The 19,055-nt window shown below is 46.8% G+C and carries 19 protein-coding genes; 15 read left to right on the forward strand and 4 right to left on the reverse strand.

Annotated features, from left to right (window positions below):
• Window positions 1-205: 205 nt before the first annotated feature.
• The 5 genes from xth to ruvB all read left to right on the forward strand — a co-directional run bounded on the left by xth (window position 206) and on the right by ruvB (window position 5,044).
• On the forward strand, window positions 206-970 hold the full coding sequence (gene xth / locus GKZ87_10360) for an exodeoxyribonuclease III (protein ID QSI25848.1): 765 nt from the start codon (window positions 206-208) through the stop codon (window positions 968-970).
• A gap of 373 nt (window positions 971-1,343) precedes the next feature.
• Window positions 1,344-1,931 carry a hypothetical protein gene (locus GKZ87_10365; protein QSI25849.1) on the forward strand — a complete coding sequence of 196 codons (588 nt, stop codon included), beginning with the start codon at window positions 1,344-1,346 and terminating at the stop codon, window positions 1,929-1,931.
• A gap of 68 nt (window positions 1,932-1,999) precedes the next feature.
• Window positions 2,000-3,376 (forward strand): MATE family efflux transporter, encoded by a 1,377-nt coding sequence (locus GKZ87_10370; GenBank protein QSI25850.1) that lies wholly within the window; start codon window positions 2,000-2,002, stop codon window positions 3,374-3,376.
• A gap of 69 nt (window positions 3,377-3,445) precedes the next feature.
• The gene (gene ruvA, locus GKZ87_10375; GenBank protein ID QSI25851.1) at window positions 3,446-4,027 is read left to right on the forward strand and encodes a Holliday junction branch migration protein RuvA; all 582 of its coding nucleotides are present in this window, start codon (window positions 3,446-3,448) and stop codon (window positions 4,025-4,027) included.
• A 3-nt stretch (window positions 4,028-4,030) separates the two neighbouring features.
• Window positions 4,031-5,044, forward strand: coding sequence for a Holliday junction branch migration DNA helicase RuvB (ruvB, locus tag GKZ87_10380; protein QSI25852.1), 1,014 nt, complete (start codon window positions 4,031-4,033; stop codon window positions 5,042-5,044).
• On the opposite strand, the gene GKZ87_10385 is transcribed toward ruvB, so the two are convergent.
• Window positions 5,045-5,398, reverse strand: coding sequence for a DUF3792 family protein (locus GKZ87_10385; GenBank protein QSI25853.1), 354 nt, complete (start codon window positions 5,396-5,398; stop codon window positions 5,045-5,047).
• 63 nt (window positions 5,399-5,461) lie between these two features.
• Between GKZ87_10385 and GKZ87_10390 the strand changes: the two genes are divergently transcribed.
• The gene (locus GKZ87_10390; protein QSI25854.1) at window positions 5,462-6,124 is read left to right on the forward strand and encodes a DUF421 domain-containing protein; all 663 of its coding nucleotides are present in this window, start codon (window positions 5,462-5,464) and stop codon (window positions 6,122-6,124) included.
• Here the strand turns inward: GKZ87_10390 and GKZ87_10395 are convergent.
• Window positions 6,121-7,416, reverse strand: coding sequence for an oligosaccharide flippase family protein (locus GKZ87_10395; GenBank protein ID QSI25855.1), 1,296 nt, complete (start codon window positions 7,414-7,416; stop codon window positions 6,121-6,123). The two genes, GKZ87_10390 and GKZ87_10395, sit on opposite strands and share 4 nt — an antisense overlap.
• A gap of 150 nt (window positions 7,417-7,566) precedes the next feature.
• Between GKZ87_10395 and GKZ87_10400 the strand changes: the two genes are divergently transcribed.
• From GKZ87_10400 to GKZ87_10425, 6 genes are all read left to right on the forward strand, one after another.
• Window positions 7,567-7,857, forward strand: coding sequence for a hypothetical protein (locus GKZ87_10400; GenBank protein ID QSI25856.1), 291 nt, complete (start codon window positions 7,567-7,569; stop codon window positions 7,855-7,857).
• A complete protein-coding gene (secD, locus tag GKZ87_10405; protein QSI25857.1) occupies window positions 7,854-10,145 on the forward strand; it encodes a protein translocase subunit SecD in 2,292 nt (763 codons plus the stop codon). The genes GKZ87_10400 and secD overlap by 4 nt, the downstream gene beginning before the upstream one ends.
• A 93-nt stretch (window positions 10,146-10,238) precedes the next feature.
• A complete protein-coding gene (locus tag GKZ87_10410) occupies window positions 10,239-11,846 on the forward strand; it encodes a recombinase RecJ (GenBank protein ID QSI25858.1) in 1,608 nt (535 codons plus the stop codon).
• A 62-nt stretch (window positions 11,847-11,908) separates the two neighbouring features.
• Window positions 11,909-12,424 (forward strand): adenine phosphoribosyltransferase, encoded by a 516-nt coding sequence (locus GKZ87_10415; GenBank protein QSI25859.1) that lies wholly within the window; start codon window positions 11,909-11,911, stop codon window positions 12,422-12,424.
• 46 nt (window positions 12,425-12,470) lie between these two features.
• Window positions 12,471-14,672, forward strand: coding sequence for a RelA/SpoT family protein (locus tag GKZ87_10420; protein QSI25860.1), 2,202 nt, complete (start codon window positions 12,471-12,473; stop codon window positions 14,670-14,672).
• Between the two features lie 38 nt (window positions 14,673-14,710).
• Window positions 14,711-15,211 carry a GNAT family N-acetyltransferase gene (locus GKZ87_10425; GenBank protein QSI25861.1) on the forward strand — a complete coding sequence of 167 codons (501 nt, stop codon included), beginning with the start codon at window positions 14,711-14,713 and terminating at the stop codon, window positions 15,209-15,211.
• A 210-nt stretch (window positions 15,212-15,421) separates the two neighbouring features.
• Here GKZ87_10425 and GKZ87_10430 read toward each other — a convergent pair whose 3' ends face one another.
• Complete coding sequence (locus GKZ87_10430; GenBank protein ID QSI25862.1) at window positions 15,422-16,003, reverse strand: YdcF family protein; 582 nt, start codon at window positions 16,001-16,003, stop codon at window positions 15,422-15,424.
• Window positions 15,991-17,106, reverse strand: a complete 1,116-nt coding sequence (locus tag GKZ87_10435; protein QSI25863.1) for a hypothetical protein — start codon at window positions 17,104-17,106, stop codon at window positions 15,991-15,993. The genes GKZ87_10430 and GKZ87_10435 overlap by 13 nt, the downstream gene beginning before the upstream one ends.
• Window positions 17,107-17,265: 159 nt before the next feature.
• On the opposite strand from GKZ87_10435, the gene GKZ87_10440 reads away from it, so the two are divergent.
• The 3 genes from GKZ87_10440 (at window position 17,266) to rpmF (ending at window position 19,054) form a co-directional block, all read left to right on the forward strand.
• Window positions 17,266-18,204: an alpha/beta fold hydrolase gene (locus tag GKZ87_10440; GenBank protein ID QSI27938.1), complete on the forward strand. Its 939-nt coding sequence runs from the start codon at window positions 17,266-17,268 to the stop codon at window positions 18,202-18,204.
• Between the two features lie 154 nt (window positions 18,205-18,358).
• On the forward strand, window positions 18,359-18,868 hold the full coding sequence (locus tag GKZ87_10445) for a hypothetical protein (protein QSI25864.1): 510 nt from the start codon (window positions 18,359-18,361) through the stop codon (window positions 18,866-18,868).
• Between the two features lie 15 nt (window positions 18,869-18,883).
• Window positions 18,884-19,054: a 50S ribosomal protein L32 gene (gene rpmF, locus GKZ87_10450; protein QSI25865.1), complete on the forward strand. Its 171-nt coding sequence runs from the start codon at window positions 18,884-18,886 to the stop codon at window positions 19,052-19,054.
• The last annotated feature ends 1 nt before the right edge of the window (window position 19,055 follow it).

Genomic DNA, 19,055 nt, shown 5'->3' on the forward strand with positions numbered 1-19,055 from the left:
AATATTGTGGTATGCTAAATAAGTAATAAAGAATAAAAGAGCTAGTTACAGGGCAATAATCATTTTTTATCCAATCTCCCTTTTAGAGGCTGTTGTAAATAGTAATATAAAAGATTCATTTATAAATCATTTCCCAAGTGGTTGTTTGACTGGCTTTTTTCAGACAGATACGGTATGATAGAACCATATTCGGGAGGTTATGTATATGCGATTGGTATCATGGAATGTAAATGGAATCCGTGCCTGTATGCAAAAAGGGTTTATGGATTTCTTTAATGAAATAGATGCGGATATTTTCTGCATTCAGGAAACAAAAATGCAGCCGGGGCAGCTGGAAATTGAGACGCCGCTTTATCATCAGTATATGAATAGCGCAGAGAAAAAAGGGTATAGTGGAACAATGGTGTTTTCCAAGCAGGAGCCGCTTCATGTCAGCTATGGTCTTGGGATTGAGGAGCACGATCATGAGGGTCGTGTGATTACCTGTGAATATGAAGATTTCTATCTGGTATGCGTCTATACGCCGAATTCAAAGGACGGTCTGCTGCGGCTGGATTACCGTATGGAGTGGGAGGATGCATTTCGTACATATCTGCATAAGCTGAATGAAACAAAAAGCGTTCTTGTATGCGGGGATCTCAATGTAGCGCATAAGGAGATCGATTTAAAAAATCCTAAGACAAATCGCAGAAATGCGGGCTTTACAGATGAGGAGCGCAATAAGATGAGCGTCTTGCTGGATAGCGGGTTTATTGATTCCTACCGGTATTTGTATCCTGAGCAGGAAGAAGTCTATTCCTGGTGGAGCTATCGCTTTAAGGCGCGTGAAAAAAACGCCGGATGGCGGATTGATTATTTTCTTGTTTCCGAGGATGCGAAGGACGGCATACGGGAAGCAAAGATTCATACGGATATATATGGAAGTGATCACTGTCCGGTATCGCTGGAGTTTGAAACAAAGACTGTGTAAGAAAGCTGAACATACAACAGAATCAAATGGCAAGCTAGATTCGGATAGCTGTCAATTAGACTTTAAACAGACGGGTGAGAAGCAAATGCTTTCGGCCCGTCTTTTCTTGTGGCGTTACGCAATAGAGTGCTGTTTTTTTGGATAGGAATATAAAAACCATAGTACTTGCGTGTTTGCAAAGCTGCAGTGCTTAGAGCATGCGGATGATACAGGCAGATAAATGAACTTGCTATTGCATATGCTTAGCTGAAATACTTTAAAGAGAAATAATGACTTTCATTGAGCGTGGAAGGATTCAACAATTCATATTGTAATGTAGAGCAGGATGTGATAATATAAGAAAAATAAGAATTATAAGAAAAGAGGGGAAAGTATGGATTTCTCAAATAAGCTGTATATATATTTCGATGCTGCCTCCCTGCGTGATCCAGGGGCAGTGCACCTGATGGAGACTCTGGCTGAGCATTATTGCCAGTTGATTTTGTATGTACGGGATGTGTGGGAGGAGGAAGCCTTAAAAAAGCTGCCTGCCTATGCGTATATATGCCGGACGGTATATGAAACGGATCTGAATGCTGTGCTTGCAAAGGACAGTGTGAAACGAACACCAGGAAACGCAAAGCATATCCTGCTATTTACAGCTTCCCAACAAAACGTGGAGGGGGTAGAGGTGGTACAGCTTCAAAATCATCGGGGGATGAAACAGATCCTACAGGAAAAGCAGGAGTGTGAAAGGAAGCGAAAAAAGGTCGTTTCCGGAATTTGTATCGTATGTGTGTTATATTTTCTGTTATATTTCCTTTTCCTGAACCGCCTGCCGCAATGGATGCAGGATGGCGGCATCGCTTTTATATGCTGTCTGCTTCCTGCGGAAATCCTCATGCTTACGATTATATACGGCATACGTAAGCGGGTGATTCCCTTCGGCGCCGTATTTGAATTTCTTGATTTTTTCGGATGAGAGCTGCCAGTGCATTTCTCATTTCTTTTTTTTCGTGCTATAATACCAGAAATGATGGAGGTGATAGCATGCAGGGAAAACAGGAACAGGATTTTACAAAGGGGCGGATATCCCACACCATTCTGCGCCTTGCCCTGCCTATGACGCTTGCGCAGCTGATCAATGTGCTGTACAACATTGTCGATCGGATGTACATCGGGCGGCTGCCGCATGTGGCCTCACACGCACTCGCCGGTGTTGGCATCACCTTTCCCATCATCACGATCGTTATCGCCTTTGCTAATCTAGCCGGGATGGGCGGGGCACCGCTGTTTTCCATTGCGCGGGGAAGAAAGGATCATGTGTATGCCAGAACCATTATGGGCAACAGCTTTACGTTACTGCTGCTGTTTGGCATCACGCTTCCAATTCTCATTCTGCTGTTTCGTCATGATCTACTCTATCTGTTCGGTGCCAGTGATACGATTTATCCGTATGCGGATGCCTATATATCCATCTATCTGTCCGGATCTGTCTTTGTCATGATATCGCTTGGCATGAACAGCTTTATCAATGCACAGGGCTTTGCAAAGACGGGTATGCTGACTGTCGCACTCGGAGCGCTTGTCAATATCGTGCTGGATCCAATCCTTATCTTCACGCTGGATATGGGGGTACAGGGAGCGGCTGTGGCTACCGTGCTTTCCCAGCTCGTATCCGCTGTATGGGTGCTGCTGTTTCTGACAAAGAGCAGTCCGCTGACGCTTAAGCTTTCCCATATGCGTTTAAAGCTGTCTCTGGTACGCCGTATTCTGACGCTTGGCTTGTCCGGCTTCGTCATGTCAGTGACCAATGGACTCGTACAAATCGTCTGCAATGCAACCCTGCAGATGGTGGGAGGCGATTTATATATCAGCGTTATGACGATCATCAATTCCCTGCGGGAGGTCATCACACTTCCGGTCAGCGGCATTACCAATGGCTCTCAGCCGGTTATGGGCTATAATTACGGTGCCAGGGAATACGGGCGGGTGCGCAGCTGTATTCGCTTTATGAGTATCGTCTGTGTGCTGTACATGCTTGTTATGTGGATCGTTATCGTTCTCACACCGTCCTTTTTCATACGGATCTTCAGCGCAGACAGCTCGCTGCTTACAATCGGTATTCCTGCTATACAGGTATATTTTTTCGGCTATTTTATGATGGCCTTCCAGTTCAGCGGACAGTCTACCTTCGTGGCGCTGAATTGCTCAGGCTATGCTATCTTCTTCTCACTGTTTCGCAAGGCGATCATTGTCGTGCCGTTGACACTGCTTTTGCCGCAGGTCTATGGACTGGGGGTATACGGTGTTTTTCTGGCAGAGCCGATTTCCAATTTCATCGGCGGCGGCATTTGTTATCTGACCATGCTGCTGCGTGTGGGACGCAGGCTGAAGACAAAGGAAGCCGCCTCATCGAGTGCGTGATACAGCAAACAGTGGAATTCCCACTGTTTTTCTTTGTTCAGTCATGATAAAATAAGTGCGGTGATAAAAATGATAGCATTTATTAAAGGAATTATACATAGCTACAGCAACGATTCTCTGATTATCGAGAACAACGGCATCGGCTACCGGGTGTATGTATCCAATCCCATGGCAGTCCGGCTTAATGCCGAAGTTATTTTATATACCTACCAGCACGTACGCGAGGACGCCATTACACTGTTTGGGTTTCCAACGATGGAGGAGCATGATCTGTTCCTGCAGCTGATCAGTGTGAAGGGGGTCGGGCCGAAAACAGCTTTGGGGATGCTTGGGGTATGTCCTGCCAAAAACATGATTGCGGCAATCGAAAACAATGATGTGAAGGTATTGAAGGGACTGCCGGGGATCGGTGCCAAGACAGCCAGTCAGATCGTACTCGATCTAAAGGGTAAGCTCGTGGAAGAGGTAACAGAGCTGGAAATCAAGGAAAACGAGCAGCTGCTGGATGCGTTAGAGGCATTAAAGGCACTTGGCTATAAGAATGCAGAGCTGAACAGCATTAAAAAGGAGCTGAGCACGCAGGAGCCTATGACGAGTGATCAGTATATCCGAAAGGGGCTGGGCATTCTGGCAAAGAGAAAAGGAGTCTAATACATGGAGAGAATTTTATCGAATGAATCGCAGAGTATGGACGAGGAGGCATCCCTGCGTCCGCAGAGTCTGCGTGAATATATCGGGCAGCGACAACTGAAGGAGAATCTTTCAGTCTTTATCGAAGCAGCCAAGCAGCGCAATGAGGCGCTCGATCATGTCCTGTTATACGGGCCGCCCGGTCTGGGGAAAACGACGCTGTCGTATATTCTGGCAAATGAGATGGGCGGCAATATCAAGACGACGAGCGGGCCGTCCATCGAAAAGGGTGGTGATCTGGCTGCAATCCTGTCAACACTGGAGCCGGGAGATGTTTTGTTTATTGACGAAATACACCGTCTGCCCAAGCAGGTTGAGGAAATTCTGTATCCTGCCATGGAGGATTACTGCATAGATATCGTAGTGGGAAAGGACAGTGCGACAACCAGAAGCATTCGCTTAGAGCTGCCTCCCTTTACCCTTGTCGGTGCTACCACACGCGCCGGAGATCTTACTGCACCGCTGCGGGACCGCTTCGGTATTGTCTCCCAGCTTGAATTTTACGAGCTGCAGGAGCTGCAGCAGATCATTTCCAGAACCTCCCGCGTCATGGATACGGAAATCGAGGAGGAGGCTGTATTGGAAATCGCCCTGCGCTCCCGTGGTACCCCGCGTATTGCGAATCGACTGTTTCGCCGGGTGCGGGATTTTGCGACGGTTATGAATGACGGTATCATCAGTAAGCAGATTGCGGAAATGGCCCTTGATAAATTAAAGGTCGACCATCTTGGCTTAGATAATGTCGACCATAAGTATCTGAAGGGAATCATTGAACGCTTTCGCGGAGGGCCGGTTGGCCTGGAAGCGCTGGCCAGCAGCATCGGTGAAGAAACGATGACGCTGGAGGATGTGTATGAGCCATATCTTTTACAGATCGGCTTTATCAACCGTACACCGCGCGGACGTGTGGTAACCGAGAAGGCCTACCGCCATCTCGGCTACGACCTGCGAGAAGGGCTGTTTCTGCATACGGAATGATTATCCCTTATGGGTGCGGGAGAAGGCAAGCAGCGTTGCGATACAATAAATCAGTGCCTTGCTTGCATTTTCCAGCAGAACGGTAAGTGAAAAGCCGGATAGCACCAGAGACAGTACAAAGAAGAATACAGCAACAGGAAGCGCATGAAACAGCGCTTTTTTATTTACGCCGATTCCCAGCAGCACACCGCCTGCACCATAGGCTAATATACCGCCAATCCAGTTCGCGATGTGAAAAACAGAGGTCGATACTGCATGAAAATAGTATAAAGCTGCAAATACAAGAGAGAATAACAATGTGAGCGCAAGCAGTACGGCTATGGAGCGCACATAGGTCTGTAGTTTTGATTTCATAAGAAGTCACCTCAGTCTACTGTATGAAATCCACGTACAAACTATGCAGGAAAGGATGGTTTAATGCAGGAATATATCAACCTGATGGTCAAGTGCTTTATCGTTTACTTTGTTATTATATTTGCACTGCGGGTCATGGGAAAGCGGGAAGTGGGGGAGCTGTCGGTTTTTGACATCGTTATTTATCTGGTTATGAGTGAACTGCTGGCAATCTCGATTACGGATGCGCATGAGAGCATTTTGAAATCTCTGGTGCCGATTTTCACACTGGCGTTTTTACAGATTGTGATTTCATGGATTCTTTTGAAAAGTAAAAAGACACGCGATGTATTTGATGGAAAAAATGCCATTCTGATTCATAACGGGCATATCAATCAGAAAATTATGAAAAAGGAGCGCTATAATATCGATGATCTGATGTCTCAGATTCGCAGTAAGGATTTGTGCTCTCCCGATGAGGTTGCCTTTGCGGTACTGGAAAATAACGGGCAGCTTTCCATTTTGCCGAAAAATAAATGCAAGGTTAAGCATCCCGATCCGCTGATCAGTGACGGGACGATCAATACCAAGGCATTGCAGGATCTTTCACGCGATGAGCAGTGGCTGAAAAACGCCCTGAAAAGCGAGGGCGTGGAGAGTGTGGATGATGTGTTTTTATGTCTGTATCAGAATAACGGCATGTTTGTTATCAAAAAGGAAATGAATTCCAGGGATACGTTTTTCTAGTGATTGCGAAAGGCGTACAGCAGGCGTATGGCATGCATGATGGTGGTGATGAGCATGCCGGCAGTCAATGCGATCGGCAACGATGCCTCCATGAATCCTCTGGTAAGAAATAGTACACATAAAATCCGTACCAGTGATCCGCTCAGTGTATCGGATACGGTCTGCTTACTGAGTGAAAGCGCGTGCAGCATGCTGGATAACGGCGGCTGCAGGGAATACAGGGCAAAGGGAATTGCCAGCTGCTTCAGCAGCAATGCGCCGTGTGTATTGTGATAAAACAGATACAAAAGCTGTTCGGGGAACAGATAGCAGATTGCACTGCAGCCAAGCCCTACCAGAAAGCAGCAGCCGATAATCATGGTGAACAGGCGCCGGGCATGGTCGTAATAGCCTCTGGTATAGGAATACGTAAAGGATGGCAGCAGAAAATTACTCAAGGTTACCGTGATAAAGCTTGGCATCGTGATGATGGGTAACACATAGCCGTTCAATTGGCCATAGGCAGCTACCATGGTGGCGGAAGCAGCTGTCCCCAGTCCCAGCACCATGACGATCGGCTCTAAAAAATAGGTGAGGGAGCCGATCAGCCGACTGCCGGTCATCGGAATGGATACCATGAGCACCTCATCAAACTGTGCACGGTTTAAATCGGTAAACAGACGGGGAATCCTGGAAAGGGTTCTTTTTTTTCGGCGCAGGGAAAGCAGCATATATAAGGCACTGCAGGCTTCTCCCACACTTACGGACAGCATTGCGATACGGGCCATGGCGATGGCATCGGTATAGGGATGCAGATAAAATACGATAAATAGAAATGCAATCCGGCTGGATTCCTCAAACAGCTGTGAGGAGGTTGCCTGGATATGATGCTGCAGACCGAATAAATAGCCCTTTAAAATGCCGGACAAAGACACCAGTGGAATGAGGGGGATGATGGCGTACAGCACCGGCAGGATTTCCTTCTGCTTGAGTATATACTGAGCGAGAAAGGGAAGCACCAGCAAAAAGGCAAGGATGATGACGACATTGTTCAACAGGGATAAAATCACACTGGCCTTTAGCGGCTGATGCGGATGCTCGCTCTGTGCGATAACCTTGGATAAGGCTCCCGGGATCCCCATCTGTGCCAGGGTGATGAAAAAGACCATGGTCGGTGCAGCAAGGGTATAATAGTTCATGCCGGCAGGGCTCAGGGTTCTGGCGAGCATGATGCGCACGATGAAGGATAGCGCCTTGGCGATGATGGAGACAATCACCAGTAGCAGGGTTGAACGCAGTACGGTTTTCTTCAAATAAATCACTCCAATCCAGCTTGCAGATCATGAAAAAAATTGGCGATGTAATGATTTTCAGAAACAAAGTGCAGATGCCGTATAAAAAAATACATTGCTTTCATTCATAATTGAAGCTATAATAATGTTTATGATATTAAGGAGGAGCTTATGAGTGGTCAAAGTGAAATCGAAGATAAATACATAAAACTTGCTATTGCTTTGAAAACAAATCAGTTGAAACGAGAAGAACTCTCTTCCTTGACATATCAGCATGTAGAAAGCTCGTTGCAGGAGCACTGGCGTTTCCGTAAGCCGGCCAGTATCCATGAGGCGGTGGAGGATATCCAGCAGCTTAGTGCAAGTGATGTGGTTGCCTATCTGTCAGCACAGGCAGTGATTCTGGGCTCCCGCATGAACCTCAACGACTTTGATGATTTATTTGGAGGAGATAAACAATGAAGAAATCACGTCTCGTCGTCTTTGTGATATCCGTGTTGACCATATTGACACTGATCGTGACCTGTACCCCTTCTATTCGTAAGAATATGAAGCTGGGGCTGGATTTGCAGGGGGGCTTTGAAATCCTGTATGAAGTAAGTCCGCTGGAAGGCAAAAAGCTTCCTTCCATGACAGCCGTTGCGAAATCCGTGGAAAAGCGTGTCGATGTCCTGGGTGTCAATGAACCGGAAATCACAGTGGAAGGCGACAACCGGATCCGTGTACAGCTTGCCGGTGTAAAAAATGCGGATCAGGCAAGAAGAGTCATTTCATCCACGGCCAATCTGACATTCCGTGATGTAAACGACAATCTGTTAATGGATTCCACCGTTTTGCAGGAGGGCGGAGCAAGCGTCATGTATGACAATTACGGGAAACCGATTGTCAGCCTGAAGCTGTCTGACCAGAAAAAGTTTTATGAGGTAACACAGAAGGTTTCCCAGATGGGAAGCGGCAATAATCTGATGGTAGCCTGGCTGGATTTCGATGCAAATACCGATTCCTACGCCAAGGAAAAAAATTCGGAAAATCCGAAATTTATATCTGCTGCGACGGTCAGTGAGGGAATCAATTCCACCAGTGCCCAGATCAGCGGAAGCTTTACCAAGGAGGAAGCAACCGAGCTGAAGGATTTGATCAACTCCGGTTCGCTGCCGGTAAAAATGAGTGAGAAATACAGCAATGCGGTAACTGCCGATTACGGTATCAATGCCTTCAGTGAGACGATGCTGGCAGGCGGTATCGGTATCGCGCTCATCATGCTGTTTATGATTTTGTATTATCGTCTGCCGGGATTGATTTCCGCAGTTACACTGGCAACGTATGTCTTTATCGTATTTTTGATTTACAATGCCATGGGTGCGGTATTCACGCTGTCAGGTATTGCAGCCCTGGTGCTTGGCGTCGGAATGGCGGCCGATTCCAATATTCTGACATTTGAGCGCATCAAGGATGCTTTGTATTCGGGAAGAAGTGTGAAAACGGCGTTCTATGAGGGAAGCTCAAAATCCTTCATCACCATTTTCGATGCACAGGTGACAACCTTTATCTGTGCCCTGATCTTATACATGATGGGAACCGGAAGTGTCAAGGGCTTTGCGACGATGCTGATCGTATCTACGATTTCCACCATCGTACTGATTGTCTTTGTGACTAAGTTTTTACTGTCCCTGCTTGTAAAAAGCGGCCTGCTGAACGATAAGCTGAGCTGGTTCGGTGTTAAAAAGAATCAGGTTCCGGATGTGAGCAAGGGACAGGAGCGCTTCTATTTTGGATTCTTTAAGAATTTTGATTTTGTCAAGAATGCAAAATATTTCATCATCGCTTCCGTAACCGTGCTTGCCATCGGTGTTGGCTGTATGACGTTCCAGGGTGTCAAGGGCAATGGTATTTTAAACTGGGGAATTGACTTCACCAGTGGTACCAAGCTGACAGTGCAAAGTGATAAGGCTATCTCCAAGGATCAGCTCAATGATCAGCTAAAGAGCTTAGGTATCAATGCCAGCAGCATTAAAATCAATGGAGAAAAGGATAATATCGCCAATGTCTTTGTGAAGGATGCCATTGATGAGAATGCGATGGATAAGGTCAAGGACAGTCTGAAGAAAACGTATCAGCATGATGTCAATGACAACGTGGTAACACCAATCATCGGACAGGAGCTGGTGCGCAGTGCGATTCTGATTTCCATTCTGGCATGGATTGGTGTCCTAATTTATATATCCATCCGATTCAAATGGGATTATGCCGTCAGCGGTATTGTCGGCTTGATTCATGATGTCTTCTTTGTACTGGCGGCCTGCGCCATCTTCCGTCTGGAGGTCAATACGGAAATCATCGCCGTATTACTGACGGTTATCGGTTATTCCATCAATAACTCGATCGTTGTTTTTGACCGTATCCGTGATGAGATGAAGGGACGCAAGCTTGCGACTACAACAAAAGAGGATTACCGTGCAATTATCAATGAGGCGCTGCAGAGAACGGCAACCAGATCCATTCTCTCCACGCTGACGACGATTCTGCCGGTTGTATGCCTGCTGTTCTTCGGAAGCAGTGCAATTCGTGTATTCTGTCTGGCACTGTTTATCGGTATTGCCTGCGGTGCAGGAAGCTCGCTGTTTGTTGCGGCACAGCTCTGGTATCAGATTCGCATCCATGAGAATCCGAAAAAGCATGTGAAGAAGAAGCACAAAAAGAAAAAGAACGAGCTGGAGGAAATGATCATTCCAGGAATGAACGATTATTAAACACAGAGGTATCTGCATATGCGGATGCCTCTTTTCTTGCATTGTTAAGGCAAAAAGAGGGAAAGTATGGTATGATATTCAGCGGTGATAAACATGCAGATAAAAAAATTACAGAGCGAACGCTCAAAACAGATACAGGATACATTTCAGCTGACCTCGCTGTGTGCCAGAGTGCTGGCAGCGAAGGAGCTTACAGATGAACAGATCACAGAGCTTTTAAAAAAACCGCAGCTGGCGGATCCCTTTTCCGCCAAAGGAATGCAGGAGGTCGCACAGCGGATTTATCAGGCGAGGCAGAATAAGGAGCAGGTAATGGTGTGCGGAGATTATGATGCGGACGGCATCTGTTCCACGGCGATACTGGTGGATGCCCTGCGCCGTTATGGCATTCAGGCGGGGTTTTATATACCCAATCGTTTTGCGGAGGGCTATGGTCTGCAGAAGCACACGGTACAGCAGGCACATGAAAAGGGCTACCGCCTGCTGATTACAGTGGATAACGGTGTCAAGGCTTTGGATGCCCTACAGGAGGCGAAAAACAGAGGGGTGGATGTAATCGTTACCGACCATCATTCCATGGATGAGGAATTTCCCTGTTTGTATCTGCTGCATCCCGTCTGTATGGGAGAGCAGTTTGAAACGCTCTCGGGTGCCGGGGTCGCATTAGAGCTGTCGCGTGCTCTTTTAGGTGAGGTGAAGGAGCATGTCGTACTGGCCTGTGTAGCTGCCATTGCTGATGTGATGCCGCTGCGTAAGGAAACAAGAGCAATCGTACAGCTTGGACTTCAGTATTTGCGACAGGGTGTCTGTCAGCCGATTCAGCTGCTGGCCAATGACCGCTATCCAAAATGGGATGAAACATTGATTGCCTTTCAGATCGTACCAAAGCTGAACACGACCGGACGGCTTGCCGATCTTGCAAATGCCAACAACACCGTACGGTATCTGCTCAGTACAAAGCTGGAACAGATACAGCATATGGCAAAGCAGATTCGGGAATTGAATGATCGCCGTAAGACGATGAGCGATGACATGGTAAAGGTGGCCCGGACGCTGGTACGCTCGGAATACCGGTTTCAACTGCTGTTTCATGATTCCTTCCATGAAGGTATGGCAGGCCTTGTGGCGGGTAAACTGAGTGAGGAGCTGCAGCTGCCGGTTATGGTTGCGGCACAGCGGGAACAGATGTTCAAGGGAAGCATCCGCTCGCTTGATCTCCTTGATCTGACGACCTTTTTCAATGATCTGCGCCCTTCGCTTTCTGCCTATGGCGGGCACAGGGCGGCAGCCGGAATCGGCTTTCCGTATGAGAACAAGCAAATCATACAGGACTATGTCAACACTCGTATGGAGCATATCCGCTTTCAGCAGGAGTCCTGCTATGAGGTAATCCCCATCCGTGTACAGGAGGCATCCCTGCAGGAGGTGGAAAGTCTTTCCGTACTTGCCCCTTTTGGCTGCGGCTTTGAAGAACCACTGTTTTATCTGGAGGAGGCGGCTGTCAAAAGCTGTCGGCTGTTAGGAAACGGGGAGCATGCAAAATGGACGCTGAATGACAGCTTTGAAGCGATGTATTTCCGCTGTGGAAGCACGTATGAGCGTCTGCACGAAAAAAACAATGTAAATTTTATTGGAAATCTGCGAATCAATTCCTTTATGGGAAGAAAAAAAGTGAATATTTTTGTAACAGAAGCGTTTTAGTTAATGCTTTTTCAGAAAGAATTTGATATAATACAGGCATAAGTGCTAGGAGGCAGACATACATGAATTTTAAAGATTATATAGCCAGCATTCCTGATTTTCCTCAGGAAGGGGTTTTGTTTCGCGATATAACGCCGCTGATGGCAGATGGAAAGGCGTTCAAGGAGGCCTGCAATGAGGTCATTGCATTTGCTAAATCCGTAGGGGCGCAGGTCATCGTCGGGCCGGAATCCAGAGGCTTTATTTTTGGCTGTCCGGTTGCCTATGAGCTGGGAATCGGCTTTGTACCGGTAAGAAAGCCGGGCAAGCTGCCAAGAGAGACCGTTAGTGTGTCCTATGATCTGGAATACGGAAGCAATGAGCTGCATGTGCATAAGGACGGTATTAAAAAAGGGCAGAAGGTTCTCATCGTGGATGATCTGCTGGCGACCGGAGGTACAGTGGATGCGACGATTCAAATCGTGCAGGAGCTGGGCGGCGAGGTTGCCGGGTGTGCGTTTCTGATTGAGCTGGAGGGCTTACAGGGACGTGAGCATCTGAAGGATTTCAATGTATTCTCTTTAATGTCTTACGAATAATGAAAACAAAGGGGAGCTTCCCCTTTTCTTGAATGCGGGTGATACTATGGTAAGTAAGAATGTCGTGACCTTTGATGAAATGATGGTCGAGGTCAGAAAGTATATCAAAAAGGAAGAAAATATCGATCTGATCACAAGGGCGTATCTGTGTGCAGAGAAAAATCATACGGGACAGTACCGCAAGAGCGGAGAGCCGTATATTATTCATGCGATACAGGTGGGCTATATACTGACCATGCTACGAACAGGGCCGAAAACGATTGCAGCAGGCTTTCTGCATGATGTTGTGGAGGACTGCGACGTTACCATACAGGAAATGAGCGATATGTTCGGAGAGGAAGTTGCCTCTCTGGTGGAATCCGTCACGAAGATCGGCGCTTTGAAATTCAAGGATGAAAAGGAATATCTGGCCAGCAATCATCGTAAGATATTTATTGCTATGGCAAAGGATGTTAGAGTCATTCTGATTAAGCTGGCAGACCGTCTGCATAATATGCGTACTCTGCAGTATATGACACCTGAAAAGCAGAAGAAAATCGCCTCGGAGACACTGGAGGTTTACGCACCGATTGCGCACCGTCTCGGTATCAGCGATATAAAGAATGAGCTGGAGGATCTGTGCTTTCAGTATTTGAACAATGAAAAATATTATGAGATTGCAAAGCTTGTAGAGAAGCGTAAAACAGAGCGTGATGAGCAGGTACAGCGCATGATTGCGGATATCAGCTCTTTGCTGGATGCGCATCATATCGGCTATCGGATTTTTGGAAGAAGCAAGCACTTGTACAGCATTTACAAGAAGATGATAACCAAGAATAAGCGGTTTGAGGAAATTCTCGATCTGCTGGCAATTCGTATCATAACGGATAGCGATACCGCCTGTTATGAAACACTGGGGTATATCCATGCGAAATACCGGCCGATTCCTGGGCGCTTTAAGGATTACATCGCTATGCCGAAGGTCAATATGTATCAGTCGCTGCATACGACGATCGTGGCAGAGGACGGCAATATCTTTGAGGTACAGATTCGTACCGAAGCCATGGATGCTGTTGCCGAGCAGGGTATTGCGGCGCACTGGCGCTATAAGGAAAACCTGAACGGCGGCCGTGAGGTGCATCAGAAGGAAATTGAGGAGCAGCTGCACTGGTTCAAGGATTTCAGTGTCATGAGCGATGAGGTCAATGACGATGCAATGGAATACATGAATTTACTGCAAAAGGATATTTTTGAAGCCAATGTGTATGTAATGACGCCAAAGGGGAAGGTGATTGCCTTACCAAACGGCTCTACACCGATTGATTTTGCTTATCGTGTACATACCGAGGTCGGACATCATACCGTCGGTGCAACAATCAACGGCGTACTCATGCCGCTGAATACCAAGCTGAAAACCGGGGATGTTGTCAATATCCGAACCTCCAAGCAATCTCCCGGGCCGAGTGAGGACTGGATCAAGGTTGTTAAATCCGCTCATGCACGAAATAAAATACGTTCGTTCTTTCAAAAGCAAGAAAGTGAACGCCGTTCCCTGGATGTGAAAAAGGGGGAGGAGCTGCTCGTTGAGGAGTTGAAACGGCGGAATCTGGATGCCGACACGTATACGGAGCAGAAAAAGCTGGAAAGCATTGCCGGATCTTTGAGCTTTAATTCCTATCAGGATCTGATGTATGCCATCGGTGTAAAGCAGGTATCTCTGCCCTCGGTAATTGATCGTCTGGTGAAGCATAAGACAAGCGTACCGCTGGATAATGAGGAGCTTGCGAAAATGTTTAACCGGCAGGAGCGCAAGAAGAAGCCGTCTGCAACAGGAATCCGCGTTGCCGGTATTGAATCTATGAAAATTACACTTGCGGCCTGCTGTGCACCGGTGCCAGGCGATGAAATCATCGGCTATATCACCAAGGGTGCCGGTGTGAAGGTACACCGTGCAGACTGCCCGAACATTATAAATGAAAAGCAGCGGCTGATTCCGGTGGAATGGGATGAGAATATCGAGCAGAAGACCTATGAGGTCAAGCTGGTCATCAAATCCACAGACCGTAATTTCCTGCTGAGTGATATCGTGACTGTGGTATCCCAGTGTAAGGCGGGACTGCAGCATGTGGACTCCACGGTTGAAGAGGATAAGATTTCCGCTACAACAAAAATGACGGTGGTTGTAGAAAATTCAGAGCACCTGCGCAGCCTGATGGCGAATTTGCAGAAGGTGAACAGTGTAAAATCCGTCGAACGTGTTATTCAGTAAGACCTTCTGAGAAGGTCTTTTTGAAAGGGAGGAATAGTATGCTGCAGATACGACAGGCAGTGGAAGCGGATAAGCAGGCAATCGAAGCCATGTATGAAAAAAGAGTACGGTATAATGATGCACACGGTATTCACCAGTGGGATCTAAACGAGGTGAACTGGGAAGCCTTTTCCCAACTGTACACCATTTCGGATTATTATGTCGGTGTAGAGGAGGACAGAGTTGTCTGCGGACTGTTCATTGTGGATGAGGATGCACTGTACTGGCCGGACATGAAAAAGGGAGCCTCCTTGTATCTGCATAAAATCTGTGTGGATCCGGCCTTCGCTGGAAAGGGCTATGCGGATGCGATGATTCAGTACTTCATTGATAAGGGAAGAAGGGAAGGTTATCCGGATGTGCGTCTGGATGTTCGCGAGCATAAGGATAAGCTGCGCCGTATGTACGAACGAAACGGATTTCAGCTATACAAAACCGGCAGGTTTCTTCCTGCATTCACAACAGCGCTGTACATCTATCCCTTTTCTAAGGAAGTGTAAGAAATGCGCGCTTACTGACAGCGCGCGTGTTTCAAAATCGCAGGAAAAGGAATATAAAAAGGATTCTGTTAATTGGATGCTATCTCTATTTCGATATTTCTTTGTAAGCACGACATACAGTATGAGTGAGCGTGTAATATGAAATATCGTTTTATGTGAAAGCACTGACAACTGCTAGAATCCTTTTTTTGATTTATAAATTACAGGTGGTTACCGCCTGTTTTTTCTGTTCAGCATGATTTCACAGCGCAAGCTGTTCCACATGCGGAAATATTCTGACACATAATGCCTGTATGGCTCCTTGTCCGTAGTCTTCTGCATGGCGAAATCATCGAAAAACTTTCGCACCATATAGCTTGCCCTGCGCACATGGAAGCTGCTGGTCACAACGACTACGCTGTGCCAGTCATGAGCATTGCAGATTTCCTTTGCATATTTTAAATTTTCATAGGTGTTTCTGGCCTTTTGTTCAAGTAGGAGAACCTCTTTTGCAATACCGCACGTTATTGCATATGCCGCCATGATTTCAGCCTCTGCATAATCGTTTCGCACACTGCCTCCACTAATTATGATTCGCTGTACCGTGTGTTGTTTGTATAACCGTATAGCCGCATCCATCCTTGTTTTCTGCATCCGGGAAAGACTGCCGTCTTCCTTTGCAGGGCTGCCCAGAACGATGGCTGCATCATATACTCTGCCTGCTTTTGGCTTTTTCGGCTTAGGAAAATAATGATACAGGATAAGGTTGGCCGTTATAAGGAATACGATGAGGATGGCTGCTAGCTCCCGCATGATGGCAAATAGACAGGACGCTGCAGCTCACGGTCCAGGATATCCTTTCTTTTTGATAACGGAAATGCATAGGCGTAGGCACTTGTCGTTCGTAAAAAAATCTTTCGATGTGCCTTTGGTATCTGATGGAAGGTGGAAATTATCTGAATTCCTTTTTGCTTCAGCTCACGCAGACAGGCTCTTCCTGTATCGTTAAAGGCCAGAATCCGCAGAAAGTCACAGGGTGGAAGTGCGTCGATTTCCTGCTTATCGGTATGTGTCAGAATGTGCGTCAGACTGCGCTGAATGCTGCTTCTTGGGTACCGCCGGCTGATACAAGCCTGCAGAAAATCTGAATAGGTCATGTAGGTACGGGCATTTTGCTGCAGCATATGCTCCATGCCCTCATCTACCAAAAACCGCTTATTCAAATCCTTAGCGGGAGTGCTTTGCAGCAGCGTCTGCAGATAGGGATAATAATCCTCCATATACACAGCATGCTTTAGCTCCTCTGCCATAGGGGTTGTGTGTGTAACGCAGATGCCTTCCTTTGCCGCCTTTCGTATGGCGGTGGCAGAGCTGATTTTTTGTACGATATCCTCATCATGATAGCCGTTGGTACGCTGTATGGCTATGGGGGTAATAGCAGTTCCTTTTACTGCACGGACATACGCCATCCCCAGAATATCATTGCTGGCTACCCGGCCATGCATTACCTCCAGTGTTTTTGCCATTGAAATCCCATTTTTGCGCTGCTGAACATAGTCCTCATAGGGGATATCCGCAAGTCTGGAAAGCTGCTCCATATCCGTTGTTTCGCTGCCAAACACCAGTGAAGTAACACCTGCCAGCTGCAGCAGACTGCCTGCCTGCTGTGCGAAGATATCCGAACGCTGTACCACATAAGGATAGGGAAGCTCAATTACCAGATCACAGCCAGCCTGAATTGCCGCCTTTGCCCGTGTCCATTTATCAACGATGGCACATTCCCCGCGCTGTACAAAATTTCCCGACATGACGGCAATCAGCACCTCACAGCCGGAGACTTTGCGGGCCTGCCTGATATGATAGGCATGACCGTTATGAAACGGGTTGTATTCTGTTACGATACCACAGCATCGCATCAAATCACCTCCTGTGCCTTTCAGTATACCACAGCTGTCTGCTGGTAACCATACGCATATAAAATTTTGACATAGTAACCACTTTGTCAAAATGATGAACAGAGCCATATCGAAAGCACGCGGAATATGGTACAATGCAGGAATAAGGAAGTGATGATGATGACAACAGCATTACAGGAATACAGCTTTATCAGCGACGCTGACGGATTAAACATATCGGTGCTGCGCTGTGAGCCGGCAGGTCAGCCGCAGGGCATCGTTCAGCTGGTGCATGGGATGGCGGAGCATAAGGAGCGCTATGAGGACTTTATGCGTTTTCTTGCGGAGCACGGCTATGTGAGCGTGCTTCACGATCATCGGGGACATGGGAAAAGCGTAAAAGAGGAAGCTGATCTGGGATATATGTACAACAGCGGCGGTGCATATCTCATTGATGATATACGGCAGCTGAATGCACAGCTTCATCAGGAATACCCAACAATGCCAGTTTATATGTTCGGACACAGTATGGGCTCATTGGCGGTGAGAGCCTATCTGAAGCGCTATGATGATACCATAGATGCACTGATCGTCTGCGGCAGTCCAAGCAAAAATCCAGCAGCCGGTGCCGGGCGGCTTCTGGCAAGGCTGATGATGGGAATCAAGGGTGCTCATTACCGCAGCCCGCTCCTTCAGAAAATGGCATTTGGAAAAAACTGCGACGGCTTTATTGAGGAATGCAGCGAGAATGTCTGGCTGTGCTCCGATATGGATGTTGTGCGTGCCTATGATGCGGATCCGCTGTGCGGCTATACCTTTACCTTGAACGGCTTTGAGAATCTCTTTTCCCTGATGCAGACTGTCTATGATAAAAAGCACTGGACACTTCGCAATAAGCATCTGCCAATTCGCTTTATTGCCGGGAAGGAGGATCCCTGCATTATCAGTCCTGATAAATTTCAGGAAGCTGCAGGTCTTTTGCGAACGCTGGGGTATACAGCAGTGAGTGCCCGGCTGTTTGAGGGAATGCGCCATGAAATACTGAACGAACCGCTGCATGAGCTGGTCTATGAGGATATTCTCTGCTTTCTGACAAAGGCAGGAAAGAAACGTACGTAATTTGGGAGAAATGAAAAGAAAAATGAAAAAAATACTTTTCATTCCCGCAGTTTTGTGGTTTAATATATAAGCCAGCCTATGGATGAGAAGATTCTGTTGACTTTATCACAGATTTTCCTTATAATAGGATAGGTCAGACAACGAGGTGATTCTTTTGAAATGGTCCAGAATGGAACTGCTGCAGGCAAAGGATGCAACGATCGAATTTGACGAGAGGATCCAATTTGAGCCTGAGGTATTTTCTAAGATGCATCAGATCAGAGGATTGCAGGATGTTACGGTATCAGGAAATGTTCATTACGATAGCTCCAGTGAGCGGGTATTTGCGGATCTGGATATTGAAGGCGTGATGATAGTACCGTGTTCTATAACCCTGGAGGATGTAGAATATGATTTCCATACAAAATCTTTAGAAGTGTTCTCTTTCGAAAAGACAGATGACGAAGATGTTCACGAGGTTAAAGGTGATGTCGTAGAGCTATTGCCGGTGATCTTTCAATTGATAGTGATGGAGGTTCCTCTGAAAATTGTCAAGGAAGGACTTACACAGTATCCTAAAGGTGACGGTTGGGAAGTTGTCAAAGAGGAAGATTACATAAAAGAGAAATCCAAGGAAATCGATCCTCGTTTAGCAAAGTTGAAAGAATTCAAATTGGAAGATTAAGTAGGAGGTGCTAACATGGCTGTTCAACAGAGACGTAATTCAAAAACAAGAAAAGCAAAACGTAGAACTCATTATAAATTAGCTGCACCGACATTGGTTAAATGTCCAGCTTGCGGTGAGTACAAAGTGCCGCACAAAATGTGTTCTTGTGGGGAATACAACGGAAAAACCATCGTAGAAAAATAGA

The organism is Erysipelotrichaceae bacterium 66202529 (assembly GCA_017161075.1).
In the GTDB taxonomy this organism is placed as follows: domain Bacteria; phylum Bacillota_I; class Bacilli_A; order Erysipelotrichales; family Erysipelotrichaceae; genus Clostridium_AQ.

What these genes read in the sequence shown, in the direction of transcription:
- rpmF (QSI25865.1), top strand. Translation starts at nt 18,884, where the DNA reads ATGGCTGTTCAACAGAGACGTAATTCAAAAACAAGAAAAGCAAAACGT.
- GKZ87_10385 (QSI25853.1), bottom strand. Translation starts at nt 5,398, where the DNA reads ATGAAATCAAAACTACAGACCTATGTGCGCTCCATAGCCGTACTGCTT.
- GKZ87_10390 (QSI25854.1), top strand. Translation starts at nt 5,462, where the DNA reads ATGCAGGAATATATCAACCTGATGGTCAAGTGCTTTATCGTTTACTTT.
- GKZ87_10420 (QSI25860.1), top strand. Translation starts at nt 12,471, where the DNA reads ATGGTAAGTAAGAATGTCGTGACCTTTGATGAAATGATGGTCGAGGTC.
- GKZ87_10370 (QSI25850.1), top strand. Translation starts at nt 2,000, where the DNA reads ATGCAGGGAAAACAGGAACAGGATTTTACAAAGGGGCGGATATCCCAC.
- GKZ87_10430 (QSI25862.1), bottom strand. Translation starts at nt 16,003, where the DNA reads ATGCGGGAGCTAGCAGCCATCCTCATCGTATTCCTTATAACGGCCAAC.
- GKZ87_10365 (QSI25849.1), top strand. Translation starts at nt 1,344, where the DNA reads ATGGATTTCTCAAATAAGCTGTATATATATTTCGATGCTGCCTCCCTG.
- ruvA (QSI25851.1), top strand. Translation starts at nt 3,446, where the DNA reads ATGATAGCATTTATTAAAGGAATTATACATAGCTACAGCAACGATTCT.
- ruvB (QSI25852.1), top strand. Translation starts at nt 4,031, where the DNA reads ATGGAGAGAATTTTATCGAATGAATCGCAGAGTATGGACGAGGAGGCA.
- GKZ87_10415 (QSI25859.1), top strand. Translation starts at nt 11,909, where the DNA reads ATGAATTTTAAAGATTATATAGCCAGCATTCCTGATTTTCCTCAGGAA.
- xth (QSI25848.1), top strand. Translation starts at nt 206, where the DNA reads ATGCGATTGGTATCATGGAATGTAAATGGAATCCGTGCCTGTATGCAA.
- GKZ87_10400 (QSI25856.1), top strand. Translation starts at nt 7,567, where the DNA reads ATGAGTGGTCAAAGTGAAATCGAAGATAAATACATAAAACTTGCTATT.
- GKZ87_10435 (QSI25863.1), bottom strand. Translation starts at nt 17,106, where the DNA reads ATGCGATGCTGTGGTATCGTAACAGAATACAACCCGTTTCATAACGGT.
- GKZ87_10440 (QSI27938.1), top strand. Translation starts at nt 17,266, where the DNA reads ATGACAACAGCATTACAGGAATACAGCTTTATCAGCGACGCTGACGGA.
- secD (QSI25857.1), top strand. Translation starts at nt 7,854, where the DNA reads ATGAAGAAATCACGTCTCGTCGTCTTTGTGATATCCGTGTTGACCATA.
- GKZ87_10410 (QSI25858.1), top strand. Translation starts at nt 10,239, where the DNA reads ATGCAGATAAAAAAATTACAGAGCGAACGCTCAAAACAGATACAGGAT.
- GKZ87_10425 (QSI25861.1), top strand. Translation starts at nt 14,711, where the DNA reads ATGCTGCAGATACGACAGGCAGTGGAAGCGGATAAGCAGGCAATCGAA.